At 73.2% G+C, this 12,972-nt stretch carries 10 protein-coding genes; all 10 read left to right on the top strand.

Features of this window, described 5'->3' with window-relative positions; translation table 11 throughout:
• Positions 1–64 precede the first annotated feature (64 nt).
• Entirely contained in the window at positions 65–1,561 is a 1,497-nt protein-coding gene (locus tag Cs7R123_RS11260; protein WP_212829086.1) for a UDP-N-acetylmuramoyl-L-alanyl-D-glutamate--2,6-diaminopimelate ligase, read from the top strand.
• Positions 1,558–2,979, top strand: a complete 1,422-nt coding sequence (murF, locus tag Cs7R123_RS11255; RefSeq protein ID WP_212825828.1) for a UDP-N-acetylmuramoyl-tripeptide--D-alanyl-D-alanine ligase — start codon at positions 1,558–1,560, stop codon at positions 2,977–2,979. The genes Cs7R123_RS11260 and murF overlap by 4 nt, the downstream gene beginning before the upstream one ends.
• Complete coding sequence (mraY, locus tag Cs7R123_RS11250) at positions 2,976–4,082, top strand: phospho-N-acetylmuramoyl-pentapeptide-transferase (RefSeq protein WP_212825826.1); 1,107 nt, start codon at positions 2,976–2,978, stop codon at positions 4,080–4,082. The genes murF and mraY overlap by 4 nt, the downstream gene beginning before the upstream one ends.
• A gap of 5 nt (positions 4,083–4,087) precedes the next feature.
• Complete coding sequence (murD, locus tag Cs7R123_RS11245; RefSeq protein ID WP_212825824.1) at positions 4,088–5,482, top strand: UDP-N-acetylmuramoyl-L-alanine--D-glutamate ligase; 1,395 nt, start codon at positions 4,088–4,090, stop codon at positions 5,480–5,482.
• Positions 5,483–5,699: 217 nt separating this feature from the next.
• Positions 5,700–7,163 (top strand): FtsW/RodA/SpoVE family cell cycle protein, encoded by a 1,464-nt coding sequence (locus Cs7R123_RS11240; RefSeq protein WP_374706930.1) that lies wholly within the window; start codon positions 5,700–5,702, stop codon positions 7,161–7,163.
• Positions 7,163–8,293 carry an undecaprenyldiphospho-muramoylpentapeptide beta-N-acetylglucosaminyltransferase gene (murG, locus tag Cs7R123_RS11235; protein WP_212825822.1) on the top strand — a complete coding sequence of 377 codons (1,131 nt, stop codon included), beginning with the start codon at positions 7,163–7,165 and terminating at the stop codon, positions 8,291–8,293. The genes Cs7R123_RS11240 and murG overlap by 1 nt, the downstream gene beginning before the upstream one ends.
• 26 nt (positions 8,294–8,319) lie before the next feature.
• The gene (gene murC, locus Cs7R123_RS11230; protein ID WP_212829084.1) at positions 8,320–9,771 is read left to right on the top strand and encodes a UDP-N-acetylmuramate--L-alanine ligase; all 1,452 of its coding nucleotides are present in this window, start codon (positions 8,320–8,322) and stop codon (positions 9,769–9,771) included.
• Positions 9,771–10,595: a cell division protein FtsQ/DivIB gene (locus Cs7R123_RS11225; protein WP_212825820.1), complete on the top strand. Its 825-nt coding sequence runs from the start codon at positions 9,771–9,773 to the stop codon at positions 10,593–10,595. The genes murC and Cs7R123_RS11225 overlap by 1 nt, the downstream gene beginning before the upstream one ends.
• A gap of 253 nt (positions 10,596–10,848) precedes the next feature.
• Positions 10,849–11,958 (top strand): cell division protein FtsZ, encoded by a 1,110-nt coding sequence (ftsZ, locus tag Cs7R123_RS11220; RefSeq protein WP_212825818.1) that lies wholly within the window; start codon positions 10,849–10,851, stop codon positions 11,956–11,958.
• 210 nt (positions 11,959–12,168) lie between these two features.
• Entirely contained in the window at positions 12,169–12,897 is a 729-nt protein-coding gene (locus Cs7R123_RS11215; RefSeq protein WP_212825816.1) for a YggS family pyridoxal phosphate-dependent enzyme, read from the top strand.
• The last annotated feature ends 75 nt before the right edge of the window (positions 12,898–12,972 follow it).

Genomic DNA, 12,972 nt, shown 5'->3' with positions numbered 1-12,972 from the left:
CACCGCCGAGCAGTCCGGTGGGACCGCCCCGGCGGCCCCGCTGCGCCCCGTCCACGTCGTCCCGGTGGACCTGTCCGCCGTCGCGGCCCTGGCCGGCACCGCGCCCGTGCCCGACGGGATCGTGGTCACCGGGGTGACCCACGCCAGCGACCAGGTGCTGCCCGGCGACCTGTACGCCGCGCTGCCCGGCGCCCGCCGCCACGGCGCCGAGTTCGTCGTCGCCGCGCTGGCCGCCGGTGCGGTCGCCGTGCTGACCGACGACGCCGGAGCCGCCCACGAGGGCGTCGCGGTGGCCGCCGCCGCGGGCGTGCCGGTGCTGGTGGTGGCCGACCCGAGGCAGAGCCTGGGCCCCGTCGCCGACCTGGTGTACGGCTCGCCCACCACCAAGCTGGCCGTCGTCGGCCTGACCGGCACCGCGGGCAAGACCTCCACGGCATACCTGGTCGAGTCGGGGCTGCGCGCGGCAGGGCACGTCACCGGGTTGATCGGCACCGTCGAGACCCGGCTGGGCGACCTGACCGTGACCAGCAAGCGCACCACCCCGGAGGCGCCCGACCTGCACGCGCTGTTCGCGCTGGCCGTCGAGCGCGGCGTGACCGCGGTGGTGATGGAGGTGTCCAGCCACGCGCTGGCCATGGGCCGCGTCGGCGGCGTGCGCTTCGCGGTCGGCGGCTGGACCAACTTCGGCTCCGACCACCTCGACTTCCACACCGACAGCGAGGACTACTTCCAGGCCAAGGCGCGGCTGTTCGACGGCCGCTGCCACCAGGAGGTGCTCAACCTCGACGACCCGGCGCTGACCGGCCTGATCCGGCCCCACACGGTCACCTTCTCCGCCGCCGGCGACCCGGCCGCCACCTGGTACGCCCAGGACGTGGCCGAGGAGGCGTTCGGCCAGCGGTTCACCGCCGTCGGCCCGCCCGGCCGGCTGCCCGCGGCCGTCGCCCTGCCCGGCCGCCACAACGTGGCCAACGCGCTGCTGGCCCTGTGCTGCCTCACCGCCGTCGGGGTCGACCCGGCCGTGGCGTCCGCCGGGATCGCCGCCTGCCGGGGCGTGCCCGGCCGCCTGGACCGGGTGGACGCCCCCGGCCCGGTGATCGGGGTCGTGGACTACGCGCACAAGACCGACGCGATCGTCGCCGCGCTGCGGGCGCTGCGGTCGCTGGCCGACGCGCGCGGCGGGCGGCTGATCTGCGTGCTGGGCGCGGGCGGCGACCGCGACACCGGCAAGCGGCCGCACATGGGCGCGGCCGCCGCGCAGGGCAGCGACCTGCTGATCGTCACCGACGACAACCCGCGCAGCGAGGACCCGGCGGCGATCCGCCACGACGTGCTCGCCGGCACGGTGTCCGGCACGGCCGAGGTGATCGAGGTGCCCGGGCGGCGCCTGGCGATCGACGAGGCGGTGGCCCGCGCGGGCGCCCGCGACGTGATCGCGCTGCTGGGCAAGGGCCACGAGACCGGCCAGGAGATCGGCGGCCGGGTGCTGCCGTTCGACGACAAGGTGGAGCTGGCGGCCGCGCTGACGGCCCGGTTCGCCGGCGGGGAGGAGTCGCGATGATCCCGATGACACTGGCCGAGGTGGCCGCCGCCGTCGGCGGCACGCTGCACGAGGCCGACCCGGCCGCGCGCGTGCTCGGCCCGGTCGAGTACGACTCGCGCAAGGTCGCCGCGGGCGGCCTGTTCGCCGCGTTCACGGGCGAGCAGGTGGACGGGCATGACTACGCCCCGACGGCGCTCGCCGCGGGCGCGGTGGCGGTGCTGGGCACCCGGGCGCTGCCCGGCGTGCCGATGATCCTGGTCGACGACCCCCGCGAGGCGCTGACCCGGCTGGCGCGGGCGGTGCTGGACCGCCTCGACACCACCGTCGTCGGCATCACCGGCTCGTCGGGCAAGACCACCACCAAGGACCTGATCGGCCAGCTGCTGGCGGAGCTGGGCCCGACGGTGGCGCCCGCGGGCAGCCTCAACAACGAGCTCGGCCTGCCGTACACGGTGCTGCAAGCCGACGAGAAGACCCGGTTCCTGGTACTGGAGATGGGCGCGCGGGGGGCCGGGCACATCCGGCACCTGTGCGAGATCGCGCCGCCGCGCGTCGGCGTCGTGGTCAACGTCGGATCGGCGCACATCGGCGAGTTCGGGTCGGTCGAGGGCATCGCCGCGGCCAAGTCCGAGCTGCCGCAGGCGCTGCCCGCCGACGGCCTGGCGGTGCTCAACGCCGACGACCCGCGGGTCGCCGCGATGGCGGCGGCCACCGCCGCGCCGGTGACCCTGGTCGGTCAGGCCGACGGCGCCGGACTGCGGGCCGTCGACGTGGTGCTGGATGAGCGCGGTCGGGCGTCCTTCACGGTGGTGCGCGGCGACGAGGCCGCGCCGGTCCGGCTGGAGCTGACCGGAGCCCACCAGGTGGGCAACTCGCTGGCCGCCGCGGCCGTGGCGCTGCACTGCGGCATGGCGTGGGCCGAACTGCCCGCGGCCCTGGCCCGGTTGCGCACAGTATCGACCCGAAGGATGGATGTTTTCGACCGTGCCGACGGTGTCACGGTCATCGACGACTCGTACAACGCGAACCCGGCCTCCACCGCGGCGGCGCTGCGCGCCCTGTCGGCGCTGGGCGGCAACGGTGCCGCGACGCGGCGCACCGTGGCGGTGCTCGGCTACATGGCGGAGCTGGGTCCGGCGGAGCGCGACGGCCACGCGGAGGTGGGCGCGCTGGCGGCTACGCTCGGCGTCGGCCTGCTCATCGTGGTGGGCGAGTCCGCCGCGCCGATCCTCGACGGCGCGGCCTCGGTGCGGCATTGGGAAGGTGAGTCGGTGCTGGTCAGCGATCAGGCGGCGGCGATCGGCGCGCTGCGGGAACGGCTTCGGGCCGCGGACGTGGTGCTGGTGAAGGGGTCGCGCTACCGGACCTGGGACGTGGTGGACGCGCTGCGGGAGACGCACGCCGTCGGCGTGAGCGATGGAGACGGCCACCGATGAGATCCATCATCGTCGCGATCCTGGTGGCGTTCGCGATATCCCTCTTCTGCACCCCGATCGCCATCCGCGCCTTCAGCCGCCTCAAGGCGGGTCAGCCGATCCGCAGCGACGGGCCGCAGTCCCACCTCGGCAAGAAGGGCACGCCCACCATGGGCGGTGTCGTGTTCATCGCGGCCACCGTCATCGCGTACGTGGTGGCCCACCTGAGCCTGACCACCCTCCCCGAGAAGCAGATCGCCCAGGTCAAGCCGACCACCACCGCGCTGGTGCTGCTGGGCCTGTTCGTGTTCTGCGGCGCGGTCGGCTTCATCGACGACTTCCTGAAGGTGCGCCGGCGCAACAGCGGCGGCCTCAACAAGCGCGGCAAGCTGCTCGGCCAGCTCATCGTCGGCGCCGTGTTCGGCGTCATCGCGCTGTCGGACCCGGGCTCCAACGGGCAGAGCGTCGGCTCGACGAAGATCTCGTTCATCCGCGACATCAGCTGGCTGGACCTCGGCAAGGTCGGCGCGATCATCATCTTCGTGTTCATCGTGCTGGGCGCCACCAACGGCGTGAACCTCACCGACGGCCTGGACGGCCTGGCCACCGGCGCGTCGGTGATGGTGCTGGGGGCGTACAGCTTCATCGCCGCCTGGCAGTACCAGCACTGGTGCGCCGACGAGGGCTACATGCACACCGCGAGCAACTACTGCTACCTGGTCCGCGATCCGCTGGAGATCTCCATGATCGCCGCGGCGGCGGCTGGGGCGTGCGTCGGCTTCCTCTGGTGGAACACCTCCCCGGCCCGCATCTTCATGGGCGACACCGGCGCGCTGGGCCTGGGCGGCCTGATCGCGGGCCTGGCCATGGCGACGCGTACCGAGCTGCTGCTGCTCATCGTCGGCGGCCTGTTCGTCATCATCACGATGTCGGTGGTGATCCAGGTGATCTCGTTCCGGACGACCGGCAAACGTGTGTTCCGCATGTCGCCGCTGCAACACCACTTCGAGTTGGCAGGCTGGAGCGAGGTCAACATCGTCGTCCGCTTCTGGATCATCGGAGGCATCGGGGTGGCGATCGGCCTGGGCATCTTCTACAGCGACTTCCTGCGCGTGATGGGGTGACTTCGATGTACGAGGGCCGCTCGGTCCTGGTGGCCGGGGCGCGGATGGCGGGAGCCGCCTGCGCCACCGCCCTGGCCGGCCTCGGTGCCAAGGTAACCGTGGTCGACCGGGCGGCCTCCGCCGACACCGAGCGGCTCGCCGACAGCGGCATCGCCGTGATCGTCGGCGAGCCCGACCCGGCCGGGCTGCTGCCGGGCGTCGACGACCTGGTCGTCTCGCCCGGCTTCCCGCCGCACCACCCGCTGGCGGTGGCGGCGGCGGCCGCGGGCATCGAGGTGTACAGCGAACCCGAGCTGGCCTGGCGCCTGCGCGGCCCCGACAGCCCCCGGTGGCTGGCCGTGACCGGCACCAACGGCAAGACCACGACGGTGACCATGCTCGCGGCGATGCTCGCCGCGGCCGGGCTGCGCACCGCCGCCGTCGGCAACATCGGCCGCCCGCTGGTCGACTGCCAGCACGGCGGCCCCGACGGCTACGACGTGCTCGCCGTCGAGCTGTCCAGCTTCCAGCTGCACTGGTCGTCCACGCTCGCCCCGCACGGCGGAGCCCTGCTCAACCTGGCCGACGACCACCTCGACTGGCACGGCGACTTCGACCGCTACGCGGGAGCCAAGACGGCCGTGTGGCGCTCGGCGGCCGCCGGGGGCACCGCGGTCGGGAACCTGGACGACCCGCGCGTCAGGAGCCTGCTGGAGGGCCTGCACGCGGCGGGCTCGCCCGGCCGCCTGGTCGGGTTCACCCTCGACGTGCCGCCGCGCGGCTGCGTGGGCGTGGTCGAGGACGTCCTCGTCGACCGCACCGGCGACGGCGACGCGCACGAACTGGCGACGCTGGCCGACATCCGGCCCGTCGGCGCCCACAACGTCGCCAACGCGCTGGCCGCGGCCGCCCTGGCCCTGTCCGCGGGCGTCTCGCACGAGGCGATCCAGCGGGGCCTGGCCGGGTACGTGCCCGAGCCGCACCGCAACGCCACCGTCGCCACCGTCGGCGGGGTGCGCTGGGTCGACGACAGCAAGGCCACCAACCCGCACGCCGCGCAGGCGTCGCTGGTGTCGTACGAGCGGATCGTGTGGGTGGCCGGGGGGCAGCTCAAGGGCGTCGACATCGACGAGCTGACGGCACAGGTCGCGCCCCGGCTGGCCGGCGCGGTGCTGCTGGGCGTCGACCGGGCCCAGGTCGCGGCCGCGCTCGCGCGACACGCGCCGCACCTGCCGGTGGTGGACGTGGCGCGCACCGATGATGGGGCGATGGAAGACGTCGTGGCCGCCGCGGCCCGCCTCGCCTCGCCCGGCGACACGGTGCTGCTGGCGCCCGCCGCCGCCTCCCTGGACATGTTCACCAGCTACGCCGCCCGCGGCGACGCCTTCGCCCGGGCCGTCCACGCCCTCCCGACCACCTGACCCACCCACCAGCCCGCTCGATCGGCCCGCCGACCCGATCCCTCCCCGCCCCACCCCCGGTTTTTCATAGACGTTGGCCTATTACATCGAATGGTAAGAGATCGAAGTCGATGAGATAGGCCAACGTCTATTGAAAACGGGGGGTGGGGCGGGGAGGGGCGGGCGCGGGCAGGGGCTGCCGCCGCCATCCGTCCCGCCGAGATCGGAGCAGCCGACGATGACCGGTGACGCGCGTACGGCCACCGCGCCCCCGCCCGCCGAGACCGGGCCGGGCGCCCCGGACCCCCGTACCCCCCGGTGGGACCCCTTCGCCTGGATGATGGCGCTGCGCGGCCTGCTGGCCCGCCCGCTCGCGTCCTACTACCTGCTGCTGGCCAGCGCCGGCCTGCTGCTGGTGATCGGCCTGGCGATGGTCTTCTCCGCCACCAGCGTCAAGGCGTACAACTCCAGCGGCAACGCGTACGCCGTGATCGCGCAGCAGATCGGCGCGGCGGTGGTGGGCCTGGCCGCGTTCTGGGTGTGCCAGCGGCTGCCCCGGCGCACCTTCCGGGCCATCGCCAAGATCTCGCTGACGGTGTCGCTGGTGCTGCTGGTCGTCATGGACGGCATCGCGCTGCTGCACGCCGCCAAGGCCCTGCCCGCCCCGCGCATCGGCTTCATCCACTCCGAGACCCTGTGGCTGTACGTGGGCCCGCTCCAGCTCCAGCCGTCCGAGCTGGCCAAGTTCGCGCTGGTGCTGTGGGGCGCCGACGTGCTGACCCGCAAGGGCCGGGCCATCGTCAACCCGCGTGAGCTGCTGACGCCGCTGTTCCCGGTGGTGGGCCTGCTGTTCATCCTGGTCGGGTACACCGACCTGGGCACCATGCTGTGCCTGCTGATCCTGTTCACCGGCCTGCTGTGGGCGGCGGGCGTGCCGATGCGCTTCTTCGGCATGCTGCTGGGCGCCGGTCTGGCCGGCATCGCCCTGCTGATCATGGCGCCGGTCGGCGGCGGCTACCGGTCCGGCCGGTTCGGCGCGTTCTTCCAGTCCGACGCCGACATCATCAGCTGCTTCGCCCGGGACGAGACCTGCTACCAGGCCAAGCAGGGCCTGCTCGCGATCGCCGACGGCGGCTGGTTCGGGGTGGGCCTGGGCAAGAGCAGCCTGAAGTGGAACTGGCTGCCCAGCGCGCACAACGACTTCATCTTCGCCGTCATCGCCGAGGAGCTGGGCGTGGTGGGCTGCCTGGTGGTGCTGTCGCTGTTCGCCGTGCTGACCTACACCGGGCTGCGGATCGCGCGCCGGGTGCAGGACCCGTTCCGCCGGATGGCGGCCTGCGCGGTGACGCTGTGGCTGGTCTCCCAGGCCGTGATCAACATCGGCGGGGTGGTGAAACTGCTGCCCATCACCGGTCTGCCGCTGCCGTTCATCTCCGACGGCGGCACCGCGCTCGTGGTCACCCTGGCGGCCGTCGGCATGCTGGCGTCGTTCGCCCGCGCCGAGCCCGACGCGGCCCGGGCCCTGCACGCCCGTCCGGCGCCCAAGTGGGTGCAGCTAGTGTGGGCGCCGTTGCCCGCGCTTCCCGCGCCGGCCCGCCCCGCGGACGCCGCGGCGGCGGAACCGGCGGCGAACGCGGGCCCCGAGCCGAGGGCGAAAGAGCCCGCGGCCCGGCGAGGTGGTCCGACCGAGAGGAGACGGTGATGGTGTTCGGTGGTGGCCGACTGCGTTCGGTGGTGCTGGCCGGCGGCGGGACCGGGGGGCACATCTACCCGCTGCTCGCCTTCGCGGACTGCCTGCGGCGGCACGACCCCGACATCCGCATCACGTGCCTGGGCACCCCGCGCGGCCTGGAGACCGAGCTGATCCCGGCGGCGGGCTACGACCTGCGCCACATCCCGGCGTACCAGCTGCCGCGCTCGCTCAACATGAACCTGCTGCGCACCCCGGACCGGATGTGGCGGTCCACCAAGGCGGCGCGTGCGGTCATGGACGAGGTGCAGGCCGACGCGGTCGTCGGCTTCGGCGGGTACGTCTCCGTCCCGGCCTACCTGGCCGCGTGGCGCCGGCACACCCCGATCGTGATCCACGAGGTGAACGTGCCCGCGGGCGTGGCGAACAAGCTGGGCATGCGCTTCACCGAGAACCTGGCGCTGGGCTTCCCGCACCAGCCGTACCAGGACGAGTCGCTGCGCTCGGGCACCGTGGTCGGCGTGCCGCTGCGGCGCTCGATCTCCGGCCTGGACCGGACGGCGCTGCGCGAGCGCGCCCGCGCCCACTTCGGGCTGGACCCGCACCGGCCGACCCTGTTCGTCTTCGGCGCCTCGCAGGGCGCCCGCTCGATCAACCTGGCCGTGGCCGGGGCGGCCAAGGCGATCACCAACGCCGGGGTGCAGGTGCTGCACGTGATCGGCGCCCGCAACGAGGACTTCGACGTGCCCGCCGACCTGGCCGCGCCGTACGTGCGGGTGAAGTTCATCAACGAGATGGAGCTCGGCTACGCCGCGGCCGACCTGGCGCTGTGCCGGGGCGGTGCGATGACCTGCGCGGAGACCGCGGCGCTGGGACTGCCCGCGATCTACGTGCCGCTGCCGTTCGGCAACGGCGAGCAGCGGCGCAACGCGCTCCCGGTCGTTGAGGCTGGTGGTGGTCTCATCGTCGACGACGGCGACCTGACGCCGGGCTGGATCGAGCAGAACGTGGTGCCGCTCGTGACGGACCCGGCCCGCCTGCACGCGATGGGCACCGCCGCGGCCGCGTACGGTCGACGTGATGGGGACGAGCAGCTGCGCTCGTTCCTGCTGGCCGCCCTGGCGGCCCCGGGCAAGCACTGAGGAGGCTGTACGTGGAGACGGCGGAGATGATCCCGGCGGGGGTGCTCACCGCGGAGGACCTCGGTCGGGTGCACATGATCGGCGTCGGCGGGGTGGGCATGAGCGGCCTGGCCCGCCTGCTGCTGACCCGCGGGGTGCCGGTGTCGGGTTCGGAGCTGCGCGAGTGGCCCGCCCTGGCCGGGCTGCGCGCCCTGGGCGGCACCATCTACATGAGCCACGACCTGTCCAACCTCGACGGGGTGGACACGGTCATCTACTCGACCGCGATCCCGGCCGACCACCTGGAGCTGGCCGAGGCGCGCCGCCGTGGCCTGCGGGTGCTGCACCGGTCGGAGGCGCTGGCCGCCTCGATGACCGGGCGGCGCACCATCGCGGTCGCGGGGACGCACGGCAAGACCACGACGACGTCGATGCTGACGCTGATCTTCCAGCACGCGGGGCTGTCGCCCTCGTTCGTGATCGGCGGCGAGCTGTCGGAGGTCGGGTCCAACGCCCACCACGGCACCGGTGAGTACTTCATCGCCGAGGCCGACGAGAGCGACCGTTCGTTCCTGCTGTACCGGCCGCACGTGTCGATCATCACGAACGTGGAGGAGGACCACCTCAACACGTACGGCACGCTGGCCAACCTGGAGGACGCGTTCGTCGAGTTCGGCGGCCTGGTGGAGCCCGAGGGCTTCGTGGTCACCTGCGCCGACGACGCGGGCAGCCGCCGGGTCGCGCAGCGGCTGCGCGAGCAGGGGCGGGTCGTGTACACGTACGGCGAGTCGTCCGACGCGGACCTGCGGCTGACCGACATCGTCACCACCGCGGCCGGGGTGCGCTACCTGGCGAGCCTGGACGGGGAGTCGCTGGGCGAGTTCTCCATGCCGGTGCCCGGCCGCCACCTCGGCCTCAACAGCGCCGCCGCCGTGCTGACCGCACTGCGGCTGGGGCTGGACCCGCAGGTGGTCGCGGCCGCGCTGGCCGCGCACCCGGGCGTGCGCCGCCGCTTCGAGCTCAAGGGCATCAGCGCGGGGGTACGGGTGTACGACGAGTACGCCTACCACCCGACCTCGATGACCGCCGCGCTGAGCACGCTGCGCGAGGTGGCCGGGGACGGCCGCCTGCTGGTGGTGTTCCAGCCGTACCGGCTCTACCGCACCCGGGACCTGCAGACCGAGATGGCGACCGCGCTGGCGCTGGCCGACGAGGCCGTGGTGATGGAGGTCTTCGGGCCGGGGGAGAACCGGGAGCCGGGGGAGGGCGGCGTGGCGCTGACCGCGGCGATCCCGCTGCCCGCCGACCACAAGGTGTTCGTGCCGTCCTGGGAGGACGTGCGGGGCGAGGTGCTGCGCCGGGCCAGGGAGGGCGACGTGGTGGTCACCATGGGCGCCCCGCCGATCTCGCTGATGGGCGACGAGCTGCTGTCGGCGCTCGGCGGCAAGGACGGCGCCGGGTACGTCGCCCGCCACGCCCAGCCGGGTGAGCCTGCCTGATGCCGGGTTCGCCGGGGGACTCGCGGCGCCGCTGGCGGCTGGTGCGGGCGGGCACGGACGCCATCCCGCCCGCGCTGCGCCAGTTCATGCGCCGCCAGTTCGCCTGGCGCCAGGCGCTGCTGCGCAACCGCGGCCGGCTGCGGCCGCGGCGCCGCCGGGTGCTGCTGGCCCGGCTGGCCGCCGCGACCGTCCTGGCCCTGGTGGCCGGGGTGCTGGGCTGGCTCGTGTTCGCCTCCCCGGTCCTGGGCGTGCACGAGATCTACGTCGAGGGCGCGCTGATCCTCGACGCCGACCAGGTGCGCGAGGCGGCCGCCGTGCCGCTGGACACGCCGCTGGCCCGGGTGGACACCGACGCGGTGGCCGCCCGGGTCGCCGCCCTGCCGCCCGCGCTGTCGGTCGAGGTGTCGCGCAGCTGGCCGTCCACTCTGGTCATCACGGTCACGGAGCGCACGGCGGTGGCCGGGGTTCCGGTCGGAAAGAAGTATGATCTTTTCGACGATCATGGTGTGATCTACCGTACGGTCTCCAGCCTGCCCGCCGGTCTCGTGCGGGTGCGGCTGGCCACGCCCGGACCGCAGGACGTCTCCACCCAGTCGGCGCTCGTGGTGATCCGGGCGCTGACCAAGGAGCTGCGGGCCGAGCTGGACACCCTGGTCGTGGACGGTCCGGCGCGCATCCGGCTGGAGCTGCGCGGCGACCGGATCGTGACCTGGGGGGACGCGGAGGAGAGCGCCGACAAGGCGAGGGTGGCCACGTCCCTGCTGCGCAAGCCGGACAAGCTGATCGACGTCAGCGGCGTGCCGGACGTGGTCACGCTGGGCTGAGTGGCGCGACTACTCCACAGTGGAGTACGAGACACGCCGTCGCGGTCCTTGGATCACGGCGTGCCGACGCTTACGTTTTCGTACAAGACAATGATTGACATAACCGTAAGGCTCTAGTAGAGGTTTAGGGTTTTTGCCCCAGACCACTGCCGGAGCGCGGCACCGGAGGCCGTCCTCCCCGCCGCGACACGCTAGGCCGGGTGAGGGCGCTGCTCTCGCCCTTGTGGCACGAGAGCCTCGAAGGAAGGGCCCGATGACACCTCCGCACAATTACCTCGCGGTCATCAAGGTCGTCGGCATCGGCGGCGGCGGCGTGAACGCGGTGAACCGCATGATCGAGGTCGGTCTCAAGGGCGTGGAGTTCATCGCCATCAACACCGACGCGCAGGCGCTGCTGATGAGTGACGCCGACGTCAAGCTCGACGTCGGCCGCGAGCTCACCCGTGGCCTGGGTGCCGGCGCCAACCCCGATGTCGGCAAGAACGCCGCCGAGGACCACCGCGACGAGATCGAGGAGGTGCTCAAGGGCGCCGACATGGTCTTCGTCACCTGCGGCGAGGGCGGCGGCACCGGCACCGGCGGCGCGCCCGTGGTCGCCAACATCGCCCGCAAGCTCGGCGCGCTCACCATCGGCGTGGTCACGCGGCCGTTCTCGTTCGAGGGCAAGCGCCGTCAGGTGCAGGCCGAGTCGGGCATCGAGGAGCTGCGCAACCAGTGCGACACGCTCATCGTGATCCCGAACGACCGGCTGCTCGCGCTCGGCGACCGCGGCATCACGATGATGGACGCGTTCCGCCAGGCCGACCAGGTGCTGCTCTCCGGTGTCCAGGGCATCACCGATCTGATCACGACCCCCGGTCTGATCAACCTGGACTTCGCCGACGTCAAGAGCGTCATGTCCGGCGCGGGCAGCGCACTGATGGGCATCGGCAGCGCCCGGGGCGACAACCGCGCCGTCGAGGCGGCCGAGCGCGCCATCTCCAGCCCGCTGCTGGAGCAGAGCATGGACGGCGCGCGCGGCGTGCTGCTGTCCATCGCGGGCGGCTCCGACCTCGGCCTGTTCGAGATCAACGACGCGGCGCAGCTGGTCACCGACGCGGCCCACCCGGACGCGAACATCATCTTCGGCGCGGTGATCGACGACGCGCTCGGCGACGAGGTGCGGGTGACGGTGATCGCGGCCGGGTTCGACGGCGGGTCGCCGTCGTACAAGCCGGTGGAGATCCCGCGCAAGGTGGCCCCGCCGGTGGAGGCGCCGACGCTGCGCCACCCGACGCCCACCAGCACGCCCCCGGCGCAGTCGCAGCGCAAGGTCCTGTTCGACGACGTGGACGTGCCGGACTTCCTGAAGAACGGCTCGTAACCCGACCCGCGCCGGGGGCTCCCGCCGCGACCGGCGCTGTGTGCGCCGTCGCGGGCCGGGCGGCCCCCGCCGGGTCCGCCCGGCCCGCTTTGCATAGACGTTGGCCTATTACGATGACAATCCGACCCGGTTTGTCGCCGTGATAGGCCAACGTCTATGAAGGGCCTCGCCCGTCGCTCGGCCACGATCCCACCCACGAACGGCTCGACCATGACTGATCTGGATCGGCGCGAGCAGATCGCGCGCAACCTCGCGGCGGTGCGTGAGCGCATCGCCGCCGCCGCCCGCCGCGCCGGACGCGACCCCGCCGAGGTGACCCTGGTCGCGGTGACCAAGACCTACCCGGCCGCCGACGTGCTCCATCTGGTGGCGCTCGGCGTCACCGAGGTGGGCGAGAACCGCGACCAGGAGGCCGCGCCCAAGGCCGCCGAGGTGGCCGCCGCCGGGGCGGCCCCGCACTGGCACTTCATCGGCCAGCTCCAGCGCAACAAGGCGCGCTCGGTGGCGGCGTACGCGAGCATGGTGCAGTCGGTCGACTCGGTCCGCCTGGCCGCCGCCCTGGGCGAGGCCGCCGCGCGGCTGCGCCAGACCCCGCTGGACGTGCTGGTGCAGCTCAGTGTGGACGGTGACCCCCACCGCGGCGGGGCGCTGCCGTCCGGTGACGACCCGGACCGCGCGCTGCTGCGGGTGGCCGGGGCGGTCGCGGCCAGCCCGTCGCTGCGGCTGCGCGGAGTGATGGCGGTCGCGCCGCTGGAATGGGCGCCGGATCTCGCTTTCGCGGAGGTGGCGAAGTGCGCCACACTGGTCCGCGCGGTGCATCCTGATGCGACGGTGATGTCCGCAGGGATGAGCGACGATCTGGACGAGGCGGTGGCCGCGGGCGCGACACATGTGCGTATCGGCAGCGCATTGCTCGGAATGCGACCAGCCCTGCGGTAGCCTGGCGGCGGGCACCGAATTACACGAGTGTGGTTAACCCGCACGAGTGAAGTAAGAGGTGCAGCAGGTACCGGC

The organism is Catellatospora sp. TT07R-123 (assembly GCF_018327705.1).
Taxonomy (GTDB): domain Bacteria; phylum Actinomycetota; class Actinomycetes; order Mycobacteriales; family Micromonosporaceae; genus Catellatospora.
This window is presented reverse-complemented; position numbering and strand designations above follow the sequence as displayed.

Coding starts and splice junctions, on each gene's coding strand:
- murD (WP_212825824.1), top strand. CDS start 4,088: ATGTACGAGGGCCGCTCGGTCCTGGTGGCCGGGGCGCGGATGGCGGGA.
- ftsZ (WP_212825818.1), top strand. CDS start 10,849: ATGACACCTCCGCACAATTACCTCGCGGTCATCAAGGTCGTCGGCATC.
- mraY (WP_212825826.1), top strand. CDS start 2,976: ATGAGATCCATCATCGTCGCGATCCTGGTGGCGTTCGCGATATCCCTC.
- Cs7R123_RS11215 (WP_212825816.1), top strand. CDS start 12,169: ATGACTGATCTGGATCGGCGCGAGCAGATCGCGCGCAACCTCGCGGCG.
- murC (WP_212829084.1), top strand. CDS start 8,320: ATGATCCCGGCGGGGGTGCTCACCGCGGAGGACCTCGGTCGGGTGCAC.
- murF (WP_212825828.1), top strand. CDS start 1,558: ATGATCCCGATGACACTGGCCGAGGTGGCCGCCGCCGTCGGCGGCACG.
- murG (WP_212825822.1), top strand. CDS start 7,163: ATGGTGTTCGGTGGTGGCCGACTGCGTTCGGTGGTGCTGGCCGGCGGC.
- Cs7R123_RS11225 (WP_212825820.1), top strand. CDS start 9,771: ATGCCGGGTTCGCCGGGGGACTCGCGGCGCCGCTGGCGGCTGGTGCGG.
- Cs7R123_RS11240 (WP_374706930.1), top strand. CDS start 5,700: ATGACCGGTGACGCGCGTACGGCCACCGCGCCCCCGCCCGCCGAGACC.